The sequence below is a fragment of the Flavobacterium pisciphilum genome (assembly GCF_020905345.1).
GTDB lineage: Bacteria > Bacteroidota > Bacteroidia > Flavobacteriales > Flavobacteriaceae > Flavobacterium > Flavobacterium pisciphilum.
The window spans coordinates 4,070,452-4,087,778 of sequence record NZ_JAJJMO010000001.1 but is presented as its reverse complement, the minus strand read 5'-3'; the positions used below and the strand labels follow the sequence as shown (position 1 = coordinate 4,087,778).

The 17,327-nt window shown below is 31.0% G+C and carries 7 protein-coding genes; all 7 read right to left on the bottom strand.

The features are described 5' to 3' along the window. Positions 1-34 precede the first annotated feature (34 nt). The 7 genes from LNQ49_RS17385 to LNQ49_RS17355 all read right to left on the bottom strand — a co-directional run bounded on the left by LNQ49_RS17385 (position 35) and on the right by LNQ49_RS17355 (position 17,324). A complete protein-coding gene (locus LNQ49_RS17385; protein WP_229990289.1) occupies positions 35-1,999 on the bottom strand; it encodes a putative porin in 1,965 nt (654 codons plus the stop codon). Between the two features lie 154 nt (positions 2,000-2,153). Next, the gene (locus tag LNQ49_RS17380; protein ID WP_229990288.1) at positions 2,154-3,650 is read right to left on the bottom strand and encodes a RagB/SusD family nutrient uptake outer membrane protein; all 1,497 of its coding nucleotides are present in this window, start codon (positions 3,648-3,650) and stop codon (positions 2,154-2,156) included. A 15-nt stretch (positions 3,651-3,665) separates the two neighbouring features. Continuing rightward, a complete protein-coding gene (locus tag LNQ49_RS17375) occupies positions 3,666-6,788 on the bottom strand; it encodes a SusC/RagA family TonB-linked outer membrane protein (protein ID WP_229990287.1) in 3,123 nt (1,040 codons plus the stop codon). Positions 6,789-7,806: 1,018 nt separating this feature from the next. Further along, on the bottom strand, positions 7,807-9,255 hold the full coding sequence (locus tag LNQ49_RS17370; RefSeq protein WP_229990286.1) for a RagB/SusD family nutrient uptake outer membrane protein: 1,449 nt from the start codon (positions 9,253-9,255) through the stop codon (positions 7,807-7,809). Between the two features lie 4 nt (positions 9,256-9,259). After that, positions 9,260-12,454, bottom strand: a complete 3,195-nt coding sequence (locus LNQ49_RS17365; RefSeq protein ID WP_229990285.1) for a SusC/RagA family TonB-linked outer membrane protein — start codon at positions 12,452-12,454, stop codon at positions 9,260-9,262. Between the two features lie 456 nt (positions 12,455-12,910). Further along, positions 12,911-15,682 (bottom strand): alpha/beta hydrolase family protein, encoded by a 2,772-nt coding sequence (locus LNQ49_RS17360; protein ID WP_229990284.1) that lies wholly within the window; start codon positions 15,680-15,682, stop codon positions 12,911-12,913. Between the two features lie 166 nt (positions 15,683-15,848). Further along, positions 15,849-17,324 (bottom strand): RagB/SusD family nutrient uptake outer membrane protein, encoded by a 1,476-nt coding sequence (locus tag LNQ49_RS17355; protein ID WP_229990283.1) that lies wholly within the window; start codon positions 17,322-17,324, stop codon positions 15,849-15,851. Positions 17,325-17,327 lie beyond the last annotated feature (3 nt).

Here is a 17,327-nt window from a genome sequence, read left to right as displayed (position 1 = left end):
TATACGGTCTGATTCCCATTATTATTAATTAATTTTATTGGAAGAAATTCCAAGTTAAACCAAATCGGATAACAAAATCACGATAGGGATTATTAGGTGCTGAATAGTAATTACTACCTGAAAATGACGAATTAAAATGCTCTGCTTTTAAAAAGATTCTTGTTTGTCTAATTCTTGCATTTATAAAAAAGTCAAAGTTCGGATAATTTCCGATTTCTTTCTTATTTTGAACAAAAAACTCTCCTATTACAGGATTATAATCATTACCATAATAACTAGTGAAGTAATTAAATACAATTCCCGTTTGTAAAAAAAGTGCTTTTTTAAAGAAATAATTTGTGTAATAAATCGTATTTCTTGTCACAATTTCTGGCACATTCAAAATAGCATCTGCTTGTTCTACTTTTTGATATAAAATCGTATTATCTAATGCAAAGCGTCCAAATTTAAATTCTTTACTTGCTTTTACTTCTAGATAATTAATTGTACCACTATATTGTACTGGCTTTACAATTTGAGTACCTGAGATAGCTTCTTTTGGTGTTGATTGATCTGCAAAATACATATGATCATTTAAGATTGTATATTGAAATGACATATTAACCCATGGTGTAGCTGCGCTTGCACTTAGTGAGTTTATTTTTTCGTTTTTAAATTTATTAGTCCAGTTGTATTCTACATAACTACTTTGGTACAAATTATAGTTATTATTAGGCAACTTGTTTATATTTTGATACTCAAATGAAAGTTTAATTTTATCACTGAAATCATGCTTCAACTTTGCTTCTAAATTTGAGAGCGATTGATTTGTTATTGATCTTGAATATAAAAACCTTCCATTCCATTTGTTTTTTTGATATTCATATTGCCCTCCAAAACTGTTAATATCTTGACTTAATGAACTAGGAATGATTACCCCATTATCAAAAATTAAAACTCTACTATAGTACGAATTGCTTCTAAAATCATCTATGAAAAATTGAAATTTCCCTAATAATATATTCTCGTAAGCTATTCCAGCCTTATTATACATTTTATTATAATGTGCCTGATCATTGATATTACTTGTTACATAGGAATCTCCAAATCTAAAAACACTTCTTCCTCCAATTGTTGAAAAAACTGTAGGTTGATAGTATTCAAAAAATTTATTCTCATAATTAAATTGATGCGTTACATACAAATTATTATTCCCTTCTGTTGGATTTACCCTATATGCATGATCAAAAAACAATCGCTTTCCTTTTAAAAATGATTTTGCATCGGTCAAATACACCTCTAATCGTTGTCGGTTTTTAAAATCTGGATCACCACTTTCAAAATCCCCAGGCGAAGTTATCCCTCCATTTTCTTCATTAGAAATATCTTGATAGGTATAATGTCCATTAATATAGTATTGCCCTTTTTTTGTTCTATAACTTGCTGTCAATTTAAAATTCCCAGTACTTGACAATTGATTTATATAATTTCCTTCTGATCGCAATCCTTTATATTCTGCAGAAACATTAAATCGCTCTGTCATGTTCAACGTTATAAACGAATCAAGCAATTGCCCTTTGTTGATTGTAGATTTAAAAAACAATTCGGTTAATGGTGTTGCAACAGAATAATACTGAACCTGATTCGCTTCTATAAAATTAAAATGCTTTGCTTTAAAACCCATTTCTGGATATGGAGTAAAATTGGTTAAGCTATATTGAAGCGTATTGTATGTTTGACCAACATTAGAAAATGGCAATAATCCGAAATTATCTTTTCGCAAATAATTATGACTGTATTCTTTTTGAATTGTAAGTGATGTATCAACATATGTTGTATCACGCTCAAGTGTTATATATCTATACTGATCAATCCTTGCAACTTTCTTTTTTGCTTTGATTGTATCATTAAGCCCACGGTGCTCACCACTCATGTCTAAATTACTTTTATTATTGACTTTTGCCTGAGAAAACAATAGTGTGGGAAGTACTAAAAGATAAATTAAAAAGAGAATTCTCATTTGAAAGGAGTATATATTTAGATATTATTATCGACTATTTGAATGTGGCAAAGGTAAATGAAAAAAGTTTTTAAAAATAAAAAACCCGCTTATAAAAAGCGGGTTTTAAAAAAGCGGATTTTAACAATCTACTTTGATAATTATTATGTTAATCTTATTTTCCAGTATTAACTACATCATCAATCAGTGGGTTTGAATCAATTTCTGCTTGAGGAACTTTAATAATGAATCTTAAATCATGAGCTTGCAAATCAAAAGTTACACCTGGTCCTGCAGCATTATTAGGTCCTTTTAAACGTTGGTTACCATCTCTAGGTATTCCTTTTCCTAAACGTTTTGCATCAAACCACTCTACACCATTCTCCATGAATAATTCTTTACGTCTTTCAACTAAGATTTCATCAATAAGAGCTTGACCAGTATTAGCACTTTGTACTGCATTTACATCTCTATTTTTTTGCAATGCAAATAATACCGTTTTTGCAGCACCATCTTTTCCTTGTCTTGCTTTAGCTTCAGCGTCAATTAAAATCATCTCAGCATATCTAATGATTGGAGAATGAGAACTAAATGCAAACGAGAACTTGTTTGACACATAATATCTATAATCAGTAACTGGGATTGTAGTAGCTTTTATACTAAACAACTTAGTAGGCTCAGTTCCTATTCCTCCTCTAACATCTGTAGCAGAGAACAAATTAACAAACGATGAATTTACAAATATTGAAGAATAACCAGCTGCTCTATGATCAGAAAAAGCATGAGGAGCTAAATAATAAAACATAGACTGATCTGCTGCTTGAGGAGATCCCCATAACCACTCTTTACTAGCGTTATCTTTGAAACCTGAATTATAATTTATTGCATCTAAAACTGCGTTTTGATCTCCACCATATGCAGCTAGAGCAGCAGCTTCAGCCAAGTCCCATTTACCCATAACTTGATAAACTTGAGCTAATATTGCATTTCCAACTTGCTTATTTACAAAAGACTTACCTAGACGTGAATTAGACAACAAAGGAATAGCTGTAGTCAAATCCTCAACCATAAAATCATAAACTTCTTTTACAGTAGACATTCCTTTAGCAACTGTAGTAGGCTCTTTATATATAGGTGGCGCTTGATAATTCTGATCCTCACTATACGATTTTGAAAACTCTAAAACTAATTGATGGTAAAAAAACGCACGTAGTGCATATCCTTGTCCTAACAATTCATTTTTATCTTTTTCTTCAAAAGTACTTGCCTTAACCGACTTAATAAAACTATTAACTTGGTTAATCATATAAAAAGGATAATTCCATGTAAAAATACTTCTACGAAAAGTAGGTTCTCTATTTGCATTCTCATAATCACTACCAAACCAGTTGTTTGCAGAAATTACGTCATTTCCTTTAACCGATCTTGCAAAAAACAATGAGTTTACTCCTCCTGTATCCGTAGAAGTAGCACCAGCTGCATTTGGGAATTGCGTTCTAAAACGTCTCATTATCCCAGAAAGAGCTCCTTCTGCTGTAGTTCTGGTTTCAAAAACACTCTCAATAGGAACTCCAGTAGTAGGTTTTACCTCATCTAAAAATTCCTGGCTACAACTACCTAAGCACATTACAATTACAAAGGCAGCTGTTATATTTCTAACTATATTTTTCATATACTAAATTTATTATTAAAAATCAATCGAAAACCCTAAAGACGCTAATCTTTGGTTGTATGTTCTACTATCTGTTGTACCTGCAAAACTTTGCTCAGGATCAATTCCTTTGTGAGATTGGAAAGTTAACAAGTTATCACCTTGTAGATAAATTCTCACGTTATTTACTCCAATAGAATTCATTACATCTTTTGGAAAATTATAACCAATATTCAATGCTTTCAAACGGATATAATTGTTTTTAAACAAAAATCTTGTAGATTGAGATGCATAATCCTGAGTTCCTTGGTACAATCTTGGAGTATCTGTAATATCTCCTGGTTGTTGCCAACGGTTTTCTAAATCAACAGATCCTGGACGTCCTGGATCTTTTAATCCCGTCATTAATGATGCATAAGAAGAATCATAAACATAAGCTCCATAACTAAAATTGAACAAAATGTTCATATCAAAGTTTTTGTATTTGAAATAATTTGAAAGTCCTCCAACTACATCTGGTAATGATGATTTTCCTACATAATTACGAGAAGCCTCTGTATAACTAAATGTAGTGTTTCTGTTACCATTAGCATCTACACCATCTTTATACCATTGCCCTCTACCTGTAGCAGGATCAACACCAGCCCATTCTTGAACCCAGAAGTCATAAATAGATCTACCTACTTCCCAACGTTTAGTACCATTAACGATATAATCTTGTGTTAATGATGTAACTTCATTTCTATCAAAAGAGAAATTCAAATCAGTATTCCAAGTAAAATTAGCATTTTTAACATTCACTGAACTTAAATAAACCTCTAAACCGAAGTTTTTCAAAGAACCTGCATTTGTTACATAAGTTGTATTACCTGTTGAACCTGCAACTGGAACTGCATAAATCAAATCAATTGATTTTTTTTGATACCAATCAGCTCCCATTTTGAATCTATCATTAAGAAATCCTAACTCAATACCAATATTTGACGAAGCTGTTTTCTCCCAAGTTAATTTTTTGTCAGCTGGAGCTCCTAATACAACACCTGCATTATTAATTTCGCTAAAACCTAAATTATATAATTGTTGGTAAGGGAAATATGAGTCAGTACCATCTGTATTCTGTGCTCTATTATTTCCTAATTCTCCATAAGATCCTTTAAGTTTCAAAGTACTAACAATCTTACTATCAACTAAGAAGCTTTCATCTTTAATACTCCAAGCTCCACCTATAGAAAAGAAATTACCCCAACGTGAATCTCTTGCAAAACGAGATGATCCATCTGTACGATACGATCCTTCAAGGAAATATCTATTAGCATAATTATATGTAGCACGACCTAAATAACTATTAAGACGTTCTTCTGTAATACTTCCACCAACACCTGCTGGTTTTGTAGCACCATCATTAACTTCAACTCCTGCTAAAAATCCTTCACCACGAGCATACATTCTATCTATTTTCAGCTTATAAGCTTCTTGGATTGCATCTATACCAAAGTTATGGTTTCCAAATTGTTTTTTATAACTTAAAACATTTGTAATATTTATAGAAGTTGTAATATCTCTATTTTGTGTTATTCTACCTCCAACTGAAGCAGCATTACCAAATAAAGAAGAGCTATAATTGAAGTTATCAAATAAATATCTTTGGTATCCTATTGTAGTTTTGAAAGATAAATCTTTTGTAATTTTATAACCTGCATATCCGTTAATTGTAACATCATCTCTATCATTTTTGATAGTATAATTATACAATGCTCCTAAAGCATTTTCATTACTCATTAATGGACGTGTAGCATTTACAAGACCTGATCCAGTTCCGTAATCATAAAGTTTACCTCCGAAGTTATCAAAAATTTCATTCCCTTGTGCATCATGTCTATATATCGGGTAGATAGAAGAAACATTATAAATCCATTGTACTGGACTTTGAAAAGAATTTCCTGATTGCGTTGGATAGTTTTGAGTTGAAGTTCCGTAAGCAATACTTAAACCTGAAGTTAATGACTCATTAATTTTAGTATCCACACTAACTCTAATTGAAGTTCTTTTAAAGTTAGAGTTTACTAAAGCTCCTTCTTGATTTAAATTATTAGCTGTAAATGAATATGCAGCATTTTCTCCTCCTCCATTAATTGCAATAGAGTTTTCTTTTCTGATAGCTGAATTATTAATTAAAGCCTTTTCCCAATCAGTATCCCAATACTTATCAGTTGTAACCAACTTTCCATTTGCATCAACAGGAACAGCAGCTTTATAAGGATTATATCCTAAAGCAGATATTAATGAATTAGATGCATTTTGACCTGCTACTGCAGGAGTTTGTCCGCTTCCGTATTGATTAACATTACGTCTAGCTTCCCAGCTCAATTCCATAAAACGATCAGTTGGCAATAATTTATGCAATTTAACAGCATTGCTACCAACACCAACTACAGAATTTAAATGTACACTTACAGGTGTATTAAATTTACCTCTTTTAGTAGTAATAATAATTACACCATTAGCTCCTCTAGAACCATACAAAGCAGTAGATGATGCATCTTTTAAGACACTCATACTTTCAATTTGATCAGAACTAATAGAGTTAATATTTCCTGAAAAAGGTGCACCGTCTAAAATTATCAAAGGCTCTGCAGAAGAGCTGATAGAACCAATACCACGAATACGTATGTTTGGGCTTTCACCTGGTTGACCTCCTGCTGAGATAATGTTAACCCCAGCAACACTACCTTGAATTGCTGTTAAAACATTCGTAGCTTGTTGTTTTTCTAAAATATCTTTACCTACTGTTGCTACTGAACCTACAATAGATTTAGTTTTTTGCTTACCGTAAGCAACCACCACTACCTCATCAAGTGATTGAGAAGCCGATGTTAATTTTGCATTTACACTATTTGATGCTCCAACAGTTACTGAAGAATCATTCATTCCCATAAAAGAAAACTGTAAAACATCCCCTGGCTTTGCTTGAATAGAATAAACACCATTAAAGTCTGTTTGTGTACTTACTTTTGTTCCTTTTACTACAACATTCACTCCAGGAATTGGTCCAGACTCGTCTGTAACCACACCCTTAATGTTTTTCTCCTGAGCAAAAGAAAACTGCATAGATAACGCTAACATTAGTAGTGTAAAAATCCATTTAAATTTTAATCTCATATTAATATATTTTGAATTAGTAATTCTGCAAACATCTTAATAAAAAGTTAATTAACCAAAAGTTAACCGGAATATATTTTTTTTAACAAGAAAAACACATTTTATTAAGCAAAATCACAACCGAAGTAAATTTCTTACATTTTATTAAAAATAAAAAATAAAAAAATATACATAATTAGCATTTAATTAAAAAAAATAAAACACAACTACATACAATACAAACACTTAACATTAAAAAAATTAATTAATTCATTTATTGATTATAAAGCATGAAAATTAAAAAATATCAAAAAAGAAAGAAAAAAGCTAAAAAAAATTATTTTTAAAAAAATCAAAAAAAACATGCAATTTCTTCAATTATTACTCGTTATCAGCTCATCAAAACTGTTAAAATTAACCTTCTAAATGCATGAATAACGGGGAAAACAAGAGTGAATCCTATAATTGAAACTAATTCACGGATATATTCTTAATGATGATCAAAAAGTTGAATACAAAACTTAAAACAAAGAATACTTCTAACAAATAATTTTCATGAAAAAACAGAATTATTTTACAATCAAATACTTACAAAAAGCAATACAATTTTATAATCTCAACAGCTACTGCTGCACTCATCAAGACTTACATAATTAACATCTCAATAAAATTAAAAAGAATACACAATACACAACTGTAAACCAACTAAGTACACATAGCATTCATTATATATAATATGGCATGATTAAATATTTTATTTCCCACTCATAACCCTCTTCATTTATTGATTATTTCACTCCAAGAAGAAACAGAGTACTAAAAAAATATCCCCTTTATAAAGGGGATATTAATTACAGCTTGAGGAGAAATAAAACCTAAAAATTTACAAACAAAATGACCTAAAGTAATATACTTACAAATAAAAAAAGAACTTTATCTTTTCTTGAAATTTGATAATAATTCTGATATAAAATAAAAAAACTGTCCAAAATATTTTAGACAGTTTTTATTATTATTAATAAGATAGATTGAAAATAATTTATAATGGATTTTGAACCATTAAAGGATTTGCATCCATTTCTGCTTGAGGCATTTGATGAATAAACCTATTATCACCAGTAGGAATATTAAATTTACCAAAAGCTGGGTGATTTGATTCTATATAATCTCTTGAGAGCCCAATTCCTAAACGTTTCATATCATACCAAGCACAGCCTTCTCCCCACAATTCAATCCTTTTTTGAAGTATAATTTCATTTATCAAGGCAGTTCCAGAATTTGTAGATTTTACATATTTAGGATCTCTAGTAATTGTTATCTCATATAACACATCTTTTGCAGATACTTCATTTCCAGCTCTGGCAAGAGCCTCAGCTTCTATGTAGTACATTTCTGAAGATCTTAAATAAATATAGCTACCAGCATTAATCGTAGGGTCTCTAAATTTTATATTTGCATATTCTGGTAAACTTGGATAAACTGGGTTATCTCCTCCAGGCGCAACAAATGCCTTCTTTCTAAAATCAGTATCAGAGATACTATTGTACAGGTTTTTATCTATATTTTTATAAATTCCCAATCCACCTGCATAACCTGAATTATTGGTATTATCAAAATGAGAAAAGAAATTTGCAACGAATGTACTAGTCGCTGAATTCATTGTCGCTCCCCACATAGTTTCTTTAGATTTAGTTTCAGAAAAACCAGTCATCCATTCTTGTTCATTAAGTAATACATAAGACTGTCTTGCGGAATTTGCCATATTAGAAGCATCTGAATACTTCCCCATTTCCAAGTAAACATTAGCTAAAAATGCCTCTGCAACAGTTTTATCAACTGAATCCTTATTTGAACGATTGTATTTAGTCAATAACTCAATAGCCTCTTTCAAATCCTTTTCAATTAATTCATACACTTCATTAACTGTAGACCTAGCTTTCCCTTCCAATGTAACCTCAGTATAGATTGGCACGCATAATTTTTTTTCATTACCTAAGTAAGTAGGTCCATATGTACGAGCCAACATAAAATAAAAATATCCCCTTAAAGCTAAAGCCTGTCCTCTAATTGCATTTAATTTATCATCTTCAGTTATACTTGGGATAGCAGCAAGAACCACATTTGTTGATTTAATTTGTGGATAATAAGTATTCCAAACTAATCTAGACCTAACATTTGTTTGCTGTCTTCCTAAATAATTATAAAAAGAGCCATACCAACTTGATTTAGTCATTAACATATCATTAGACATCATATCCATTGCTGAAAGCACCGATTTATGCCCATAATCCTCATGATTGCCTCCAATTGCTAACCCATAAGACCTTAATCCTGTATAAATCCCATTAACAATTGCTTGGTTTGCTGAAGCAGATGTCGCAAGTTGATCATTGTTAATTGTTGATTCAGGTACTGTATCCAGAAAATCTTTATCACAACTTACTAACATCAATAAAGACACTGCTGTTATTATTACTATTCTTTTCATATTCTTAAAAATTTACTGTTAAACCAAATGAAATCGACTTCATCACTCCATACACATTTAAAGATTGACCATTATTAGTTCTTGACCCTAAATTATTCAATCTTGGATCCATACCTTTTCTTTCTGACCATAATGCCAGATTAGATCCCATTAAACTAAATTTTGTAGATTGAATTCCTAGGTCTACCAATTTGCTATTTTTAAAATCATATGATATAGAAACATCTTGAAGACTTATATAATCTGACTTAATTAAGAAATAATCAGAAGTTCCCATTTGAAAAGTCGAAATATGATCAATTCTTGGAATGTCTGAATTAGGATTTTCTGTAGTCCATGCCTTAGCTACATCTTTATGGTAATTTTGTCCAATATTATCTGATCCAGAATACATTGCATCTTGATAAACCCCATCATACATATAACCTCCAAATTGATAAGCAAAACTAGCTTGGAAAGTAACATTCTTAATTCTAAAAAGAGTTCCAAAACCACCATAAACATCTGGGTTAGCATCTTTTTTACTTAAGTATTGGGTAGCATTTCCATAAACATTCGTCGTTACTTTATTTCCTGTCAAATTTCCTGAAGTATCTTTTTCATCCATATACCACAATGCATCTCCATTAGATTTATCAACACCTGCATATTCTCTCAAAAAATAAGAGTAAGCAGGAGCACCAACTTCAAATCGATATCTACCATCAGTAAATGCGATTGGTAAAGAGGTTACTTTATTTTTATAATGAGTTCCATTTGCCCAAATATTAAAATCAATATTTTCAGTTTTAATAATATCCACTCCTAAATTTACTTCTATCCCTTTATTCCCCATATTTCCAATATTTTTTGAAACGAATGATGTCCCTGTAGATAATGGTATTGGGAAATTATATATCAAATCACTTACATTTCTTTCAAAATATTCCGCTTCGATAGAAATTTTATCAAATAATACAATATCAAATCCTAGATTTAAATTTTTAGATTTTTCCCACTTAACATTCCTATTAGCTTCAAAAACATTTAAAACACCTGCTTCTCCTTCAGAATCAGGATCTATTCCATACTGTGTTTGATATGCATAATAATTCCTTTCGCTACCAAAATAGTTACGATGATTGATTCTTGAAGTTACTGGATAATATATGTTATCATTACCTTGCTCTCCATAGCTCCCTTTTAACCTTAAATCAGTAATCCATTTTGTTTTAGGAAAAAATGACTCTTTCATTATCGACCAAGCTGCTCCGTAGCCATAAAAATTGCCCCATCTATTCTCTGGTGCAAATACAGAAGAACCATCTCTTCTAAAGCTACCATTAAAAAAATATTTATTCTTGTAATTATAATTTAACCTAGAGAAATATCCTTCTACTTTATATAAATCATTGTAACCATCTAAATAACCATATTTAGTCGCATTACTTATAATTGTCAAATCAGGAATTACGATATTACTTTTTTGCCCAACTAACATCTTAGATATAAAATCTGATGATTCGTGACCTACGAGCACATCAAAAGAATGCACTCCATAGCTTTTTTTCCAAGATAATAATTGTTGGTTTGTAAATGTATATTCATTTTTTGTAGCAGTACCAATTCTACCATTTACCCCCATAGCATCTCCCCCCAACCCAGTTGTAGTATTTAAATAATACCCAGATAATAGGTCATATCCCAAATTATATTTAAAATTAAAATCCCTCAGAAAATCAATAGAAACGTAAGCTCTTGCTCCAAATTTATTTTCTTCACTTAAATTTGTATTTAATAATGTAGTTGCATAAGGATTAAGGTTTGAACCATATGGACGATTTCCAGATTTGTTAAAATCATATACTCTACTTCCATCTTTGTTATACAACATCTTTCCATTTGCATCTCTTTCCCATATTGTATAAATTGGCGCAATACTTCTTGCCCAGCCAAACAAATTACTATAGGTATTAGAAGACACTTGGGAAATAGGTGCGTTTTGGTTTGAACGTGCATAATTTATGTTTGTTCCAATTTTAATTTTATTTGAAACTGTATAATCAATATTCCCTCTAAGAGTTATACGTTCAAAATTTGAGTTAATAGTATAACCATCATCTGACAAATACCCCAATGATAGAAAAGAACTAAGATTGTCACTACTACTCGAAAGGCTTAAATAATGCTCTTGTCTAATAGCATCTCTAAATAATTCTTTTGACCAGTCATCATGATATAATAATTTAGCATCAGGATTTATTTCTCCAGTTGCTGGATTTATGACTTGATCATTAGGTACATTATAATTATTATATCCTAATGAATAACTATCTCCTTTAATTAAGTTTTTAGCCGCTGTATTTGCCGCATCTGTTAATGTTTGTCCTTGATAAATCAATCCATTTCTTACTCTATTATAAACTGCTTTATAATAATCCCCTGGGTTCTTTATTATATTATACTCAGACACCCCTCTTGAATTGACTCCAATTTTAGTTTCATAAGTAACTTTCAATTTACCTTTTTGCCCTTTTTTTGTAGTAACTATAATTACTCCATTTGCCCCTCTACTACCATATAATGCGTTTGAAGATGCATCCTTCAAAAAACTTATAGATTCAATATCTTGAGTTGCAATAGCATTTATATCACCATTATAAGGAATACCATCAATAACATATAAAGGAGAATTTGAAGATGAAATAGAACCAATACCTCTAAATCTTACTTGAGGAGCATCACCAGGCTGTCCAGAATTTGCACTAATTTGAACTCCCGCAACCTTACCTGTTAGTGATTGAACAGCATTAGAAGCCTGTGCATTTTCTAACATTTTTGAGTCAATTTTAGAAACTGCACCAGTAATTTCTTGTTTCTTTTGTGTCCCAAAAGCTACTACCACAACCTCATCTAAAACTTTTCCATCTTCTTTCATTACCATATTGATCACAGAAGAAGTACCCACTTTAGCCATCATATCTTGCATTCCCATATAAGAAAACACAAGAACATCTCCTTGCTTTGCCTTAATAGAATATTTACCATCAAAATCCGTTTGAACGCCAATGTTTGTTCCCTTAACATTAACATTCACCCCAGGAATTGGTCCTGTTATCGCCTCTGAAACAATTCCAGAAATAGTTTTCTCTTGTGCAAAAGAAAACTGCATGGTCAATGCCACTAATAATGTTAAGATCCATGTAAATTTCACTTTCATGTTAAATAATTTATAATTAATAGCCAACAAAACAAATGAAAATTTCTTACAATAACAACTAAATAAAACCAATTAAGAATATTTTCCTACTTTTTAGACTCAATAAAAAAGGAAATAAGCCACAAAACTCACAAACAAAGAAGGTTATGGTGTTTTATAATTTTAAAAGACAAATAACACTCTTGATTATTTTAACAAGAAACAAAATGTTAAAATTTAGATATTAGTTCGACATAATAGAATAAACTCATAAAAACAATTAAACTTTATAAGCTATAATTGCTATCTGAATCAATTAAAAAAAAGAGAGTAGTGTTTATTTCAAAAAAAAACTGCCCAAGTTATCTTGGACAGTTTTTTTTCATTCATTAAAATTTAAAGTTCTTTTAACTTGCCATATAAGCAGTTAAAAAGACAACTCATATTATATCTCCTTAGAGTATAATCCATACTTATTTAGTACGCTTTATTGGTCTCTTTTTCTAAATTTGTACGCCCTTTAACCATCCATTCAGGAGCTTTTTCTCCCTTTAGATAATGATCAAAAAATTGTTTCATTCGTGTTGACAAATCTTTTCTATTACCCCAACTATCAGCTTTAAGATTATGTGGTTCTCCATTATAATTCAACATCCATACTGGCTTATCTAAACGACGTAATGCTGAAAAATATTCAATTCCTTGGTACCATGGCACTGCTCCGTCATTGTCATTATGCATCATCAATAAAGGAGTTTGCACTTTATCTGCATAAAACAAAGGCGAGTTCTTTATATAGGCATCTAAATTACCCCAAATAGTTTCTCCTATTCTACTTTGAGTATGTTCATACTGAAACATTCTACTTATACCTGTCTCCCATCGAATACCCCCGTAAGCACTAGTCATATTACTAACTGGAGCTCCTGCCATAGCTGCTGCAAACATATTAGTTTGGGTTATTAGGTATGCCGTTTGGTACCCACCCCAGCTTTGTCCTTGAAGAGCTACATGTTTTTCATCTATAGCTGGATATTGTTTTATCATATTCTCTACACCACTTACAATACAGTTATAAGCGCTCTGACCTGGAAGACCCTCCTTATAGATGATATCCGGAATAAAAACAAAGTAATCATTACTCGTGTACAATGTTCTATTAATTGTAGATCTACTCGGTTGAGGAGCATAATGACGATGGTATGTATCTGAATTCAACTCATAAAAATACACTACCATCGGGTATTTTTTATTAGGATCGAAATTCTCAGGCTTATATAATAATCCCTGTAAAGTAACTGCATCATTATTTTTCCACTCTACTAGGCTTACTGATCCCCATTTAAAGTTTTTCTGTTGTGGATTTGCTTTCGTTAATTGTTCATGAGATCCAAAATCTGTCGTAGTAACCCAAATATCAGGATACTGCTGGTAATTTTGCTTGGTATAAAAAATAGTTTTACTATTTTTTGATTTCTTAGGCGGTGTAAAGAAATAATCTCCTTCCATCACAACAGTAGGCGTTTTTTCTTTGTTAAAATCAGAATAAACATATCCTGCTTTTTTAGTACTTTCTTCAAAAACTAATAAGAGCACTTGTTTTTTAGTGTCTATAAATTTCTCTTCATTATCTATCTGAAAATATCTATAAATCCTATTAGTCTCTCTTCCGTTTTTAGTTATTCTTATTGGTTTTATTTTTGATTCTGGATCTAATTTCCATATATCATAACGATCATATATGTAAACTGATTTATCTCCTTCATCCCAACCAGCAATACCGTAAGGAGAAGGCTCATTGGGTTGATCATTACGCTCATCATACCAAGCAACACTTACCCCTTTAGTTAACGGTTTTTGTTGATTCGTTTTTAAGTTAATTGAGTAATAAATACTGTCCTTTCTGTTATAGTAAACAGCATATTTCTGAGAGCCACCAAACCATATCTGATTTTGCTCTTTCACCAATAGCTTTTGTTCTCCTGTATTAAGATCTATTTTATAAAAATCTTTTACAAATAAAGCAGTCCATGAAGAAGCCTTTTTATACGATTCTTCATCTTCTCCTAAAATAAAATTACCATCTCCATTATTTAACACTGTAACATCAGGAACTAGCTTGTTTGCTAACTGTACTGCTTTATCTGAGTCAAAATCATATACAGCTTGGTAGGTCCTATTTTGTTCTTTTTTATTTTTTACAATTTGTTCAGGTTGCAATTCTTTGTCTGTCCATGCCCATATATCTAATGTTGCACGCTCTTTATTTAACAAGGTATCTTTAGTTTTTTCTCCTTCAAATAAAGTATTTCCAAAGAATAGTCTTTTCCCATTTTCTGAGAAAAACAAATTCCCTTTGTCTGAATAATTCCAGTTTTCTGGAAGGTTCTTAATTCTGTTTGCTTTTAATTCTAGCAGCAGTGATTTTGTTCCTTTATATAACTGATATTTTTTAATTTTCGTTGTATCTGATGAGAATAAAAATCCAAGTTTATCCCCCTTATCTTCAATAGCGATCTTTGTTATTGTCCCTTTTGAATTAAAAATAGTGTCTGTCTTTTTGCTGCCTGCATCAAAATATAATAATGCTGATGCAATTAAAGAATCTTTCTTTTTTTCTGAATGAAGTAATAATTTATCTGCCTTTTTTGACCAACTAAAATTTTTAATATTCAAAAACGCCAAACTATCTTTTAGTATCGGATTATAAATCACGACAATAGTATCACTCTTTATTTTTGCTTTTGATTTTTTATCTACTCCTGCTGAATCTTTCGCTTTTACAGATTTTGAAATAGTTTTATAAGCAAGCCAATCTCCTCCTTCTGCAGGCTGACTAAAGTTTTTCAGGCTTGGGTATTTTTTTACCTCTTTTGTTTTAAACACATAGATCCCTAAAGAATCAACAGGCAATTTTTCTTTTTTTAGTTTTTTTGTTTCTGCTTTTCTTCGAACAGCTATTTCTGGTTTTATCTTAAATGATACAAACGTACTTTTTCCGTTTATTTGAGCATCATAACCTCTAGAAATTGTATCTGATGCTTTTGTTTTGGTATTCACAATTACAAGCTTGCCATCCCCATTTCCTGGATTATATTCGTATACTAAATAAGCTCCATTTTCTGACAACTGTGCTTTTTCTATTTGTTTCCAATTATCATAATCATTCACAGTAAGTGATTTTTTTTGTGCGAATGATACAAAGGCAACAAAAAATAAAGAAACAAATAAATACATTTTAAACTTCATATTTCTATTTTATTAGGGATGATTCTAGTTCTACTTTTCAACTATTCTTGGTAAAACTACATAAATAATGTACATTCCACAAATGCCTTATTACACAAACCTAATAACTATATAATTATAACAAAACAAAAGCTACAGCGGTGATGTTGTAGCTTTTGTAATTCATTTAAAGTTCGTTTTGTTTTATCAAAGGATTTGCATCAATTTCTGCTCTTGGAATTAGCCATTGCCATCTTTTATCTGTAGGTGGCACTGCTAGAACCCCATTTACAATTCCTGAATCATGATTAGTATCAGTTCGATCTAAAGAAGAATTAGTTCTCTTTAAATCAAAAAATCTAAACCCTTCTCCCCATAACTCTATTCGTCTTTGCACTAATATTTCATCTACTAAAGCTTGTCCTGTATTAGTAGACAAAACATAACTTGAATTTCTTGCTTTTACAAATTCAAAAAGAATTGTAACTGCATCAGCTTGTCCTAATCTTGCTTTTGCTTCTGCTTCTATAAGATACATTTCTGCTGCACGCATATAAGGCACATCACACCTACTATCTCCTGTACTTATCGATAAGAATTTTTGACTTGTATATGGAAACGTATCAAAATTCTTTGCAAGCGAAAGATTGGGATGCTTGCCATCTTTACTGAAAATAGTAGAGCGTACATCTGTTGCTGGTATCATATCATACAATTTACTATTAATTGCTTTTGGACAAGAACGTATAACTGTTGAATTATAATTTCTTGACATATAGGCTCCAAAATTCCCAAAATAATTAGTTTGCACTTCATTAATATGGCTTCCCCACATCCATTCTTTATTATTAAAATCATTAAAACCAGCACCATAATCTGCCATAGACATTAAACTCATTCCGCTTCTTGCTTTATTAGCATAATCTGCAGCAATATCCCAATTTCCTTGAGTCAAAGCTACACGTGCTTTTAATCCTTGCGCAACTTTTAAATTTAAATGAGAATTATTTAACTTCTGATACCCTACTAACAGGATATTAGCTTCGTCTATGTCTTTATTAATTTGCCCATATACCTCTTCTACTGTAGAACGTGGAAAATTATCATTCCCAACCGTTAAAATAATTGGAACTCCTAACTGTGAGTTAGTTTCTCCATTTACATATCTTTTCCCATACAATTGTACTAATTGAAAATGGCTAAAAGCACGATATAATAGTGCTTGCCCTTTTACAATATTCTTATCTGCAATTGTTCCTACAGCAGCATCTGTTGCGTTTATTATTGTATTAGCATCTCTTATTATTCTGTAATACGTTCTATAAGGGAAACGAACATCTTGTGAATTTTCATTGTTTAATGCATTCCAATTATATACTTGCAAAAACCAACCGTTAGTTATAGGAAAAACAATATCTTCTCCAACAATATCAGTTTGTTGCATCATTCCTCCCAAACCACTTTCATTTTGATTGGATTCATATCTGATATATAGTGATCTATGAATACCATTTAAAAGGGTCATTAAATTTTCTGTTGTTTTAGTTGCTCCTTCAAGATCTACATACTCTGTAGGTGTTTTATCTAAGAAATCATCTGAACACGATCCTAACATCGCAATTGATATTATAAAAAATATCAGTTTTATATAATTTGTTTTCATGTC

What these genes read in the sequence shown, in the direction of transcription:
- LNQ49_RS17385 (WP_229990289.1), bottom strand. Translation starts at nt 1,999, where the DNA reads ATGAGAATTCTCTTTTTAATTTATCTTTTAGTACTTCCCACACTATTG.
- LNQ49_RS17380 (WP_229990288.1), bottom strand. Translation starts at nt 3,650, where the DNA reads ATGAAAAATATAGTTAGAAATATAACAGCTGCCTTTGTAATTGTAATG.
- LNQ49_RS17375 (WP_229990287.1), bottom strand. Translation starts at nt 6,788, where the DNA reads ATGAGATTAAAATTTAAATGGATTTTTACACTACTAATGTTAGCGTTA.
- LNQ49_RS17370 (WP_229990286.1), bottom strand. Translation starts at nt 9,255, where the DNA reads ATGAAAAGAATAGTAATAATAACAGCAGTGTCTTTATTGATGTTAGTA.
- LNQ49_RS17365 (WP_229990285.1), bottom strand. Translation starts at nt 12,454, where the DNA reads ATGAAAGTGAAATTTACATGGATCTTAACATTATTAGTGGCATTGACC.
- LNQ49_RS17360 (WP_229990284.1), bottom strand. Translation starts at nt 15,682, where the DNA reads ATGAAGTTTAAAATGTATTTATTTGTTTCTTTATTTTTTGTTGCCTTT.
- LNQ49_RS17355 (WP_229990283.1), bottom strand. Translation starts at nt 17,324, where the DNA reads ATGAAAACAAATTATATAAAACTGATATTTTTTATAATATCAATTGCG.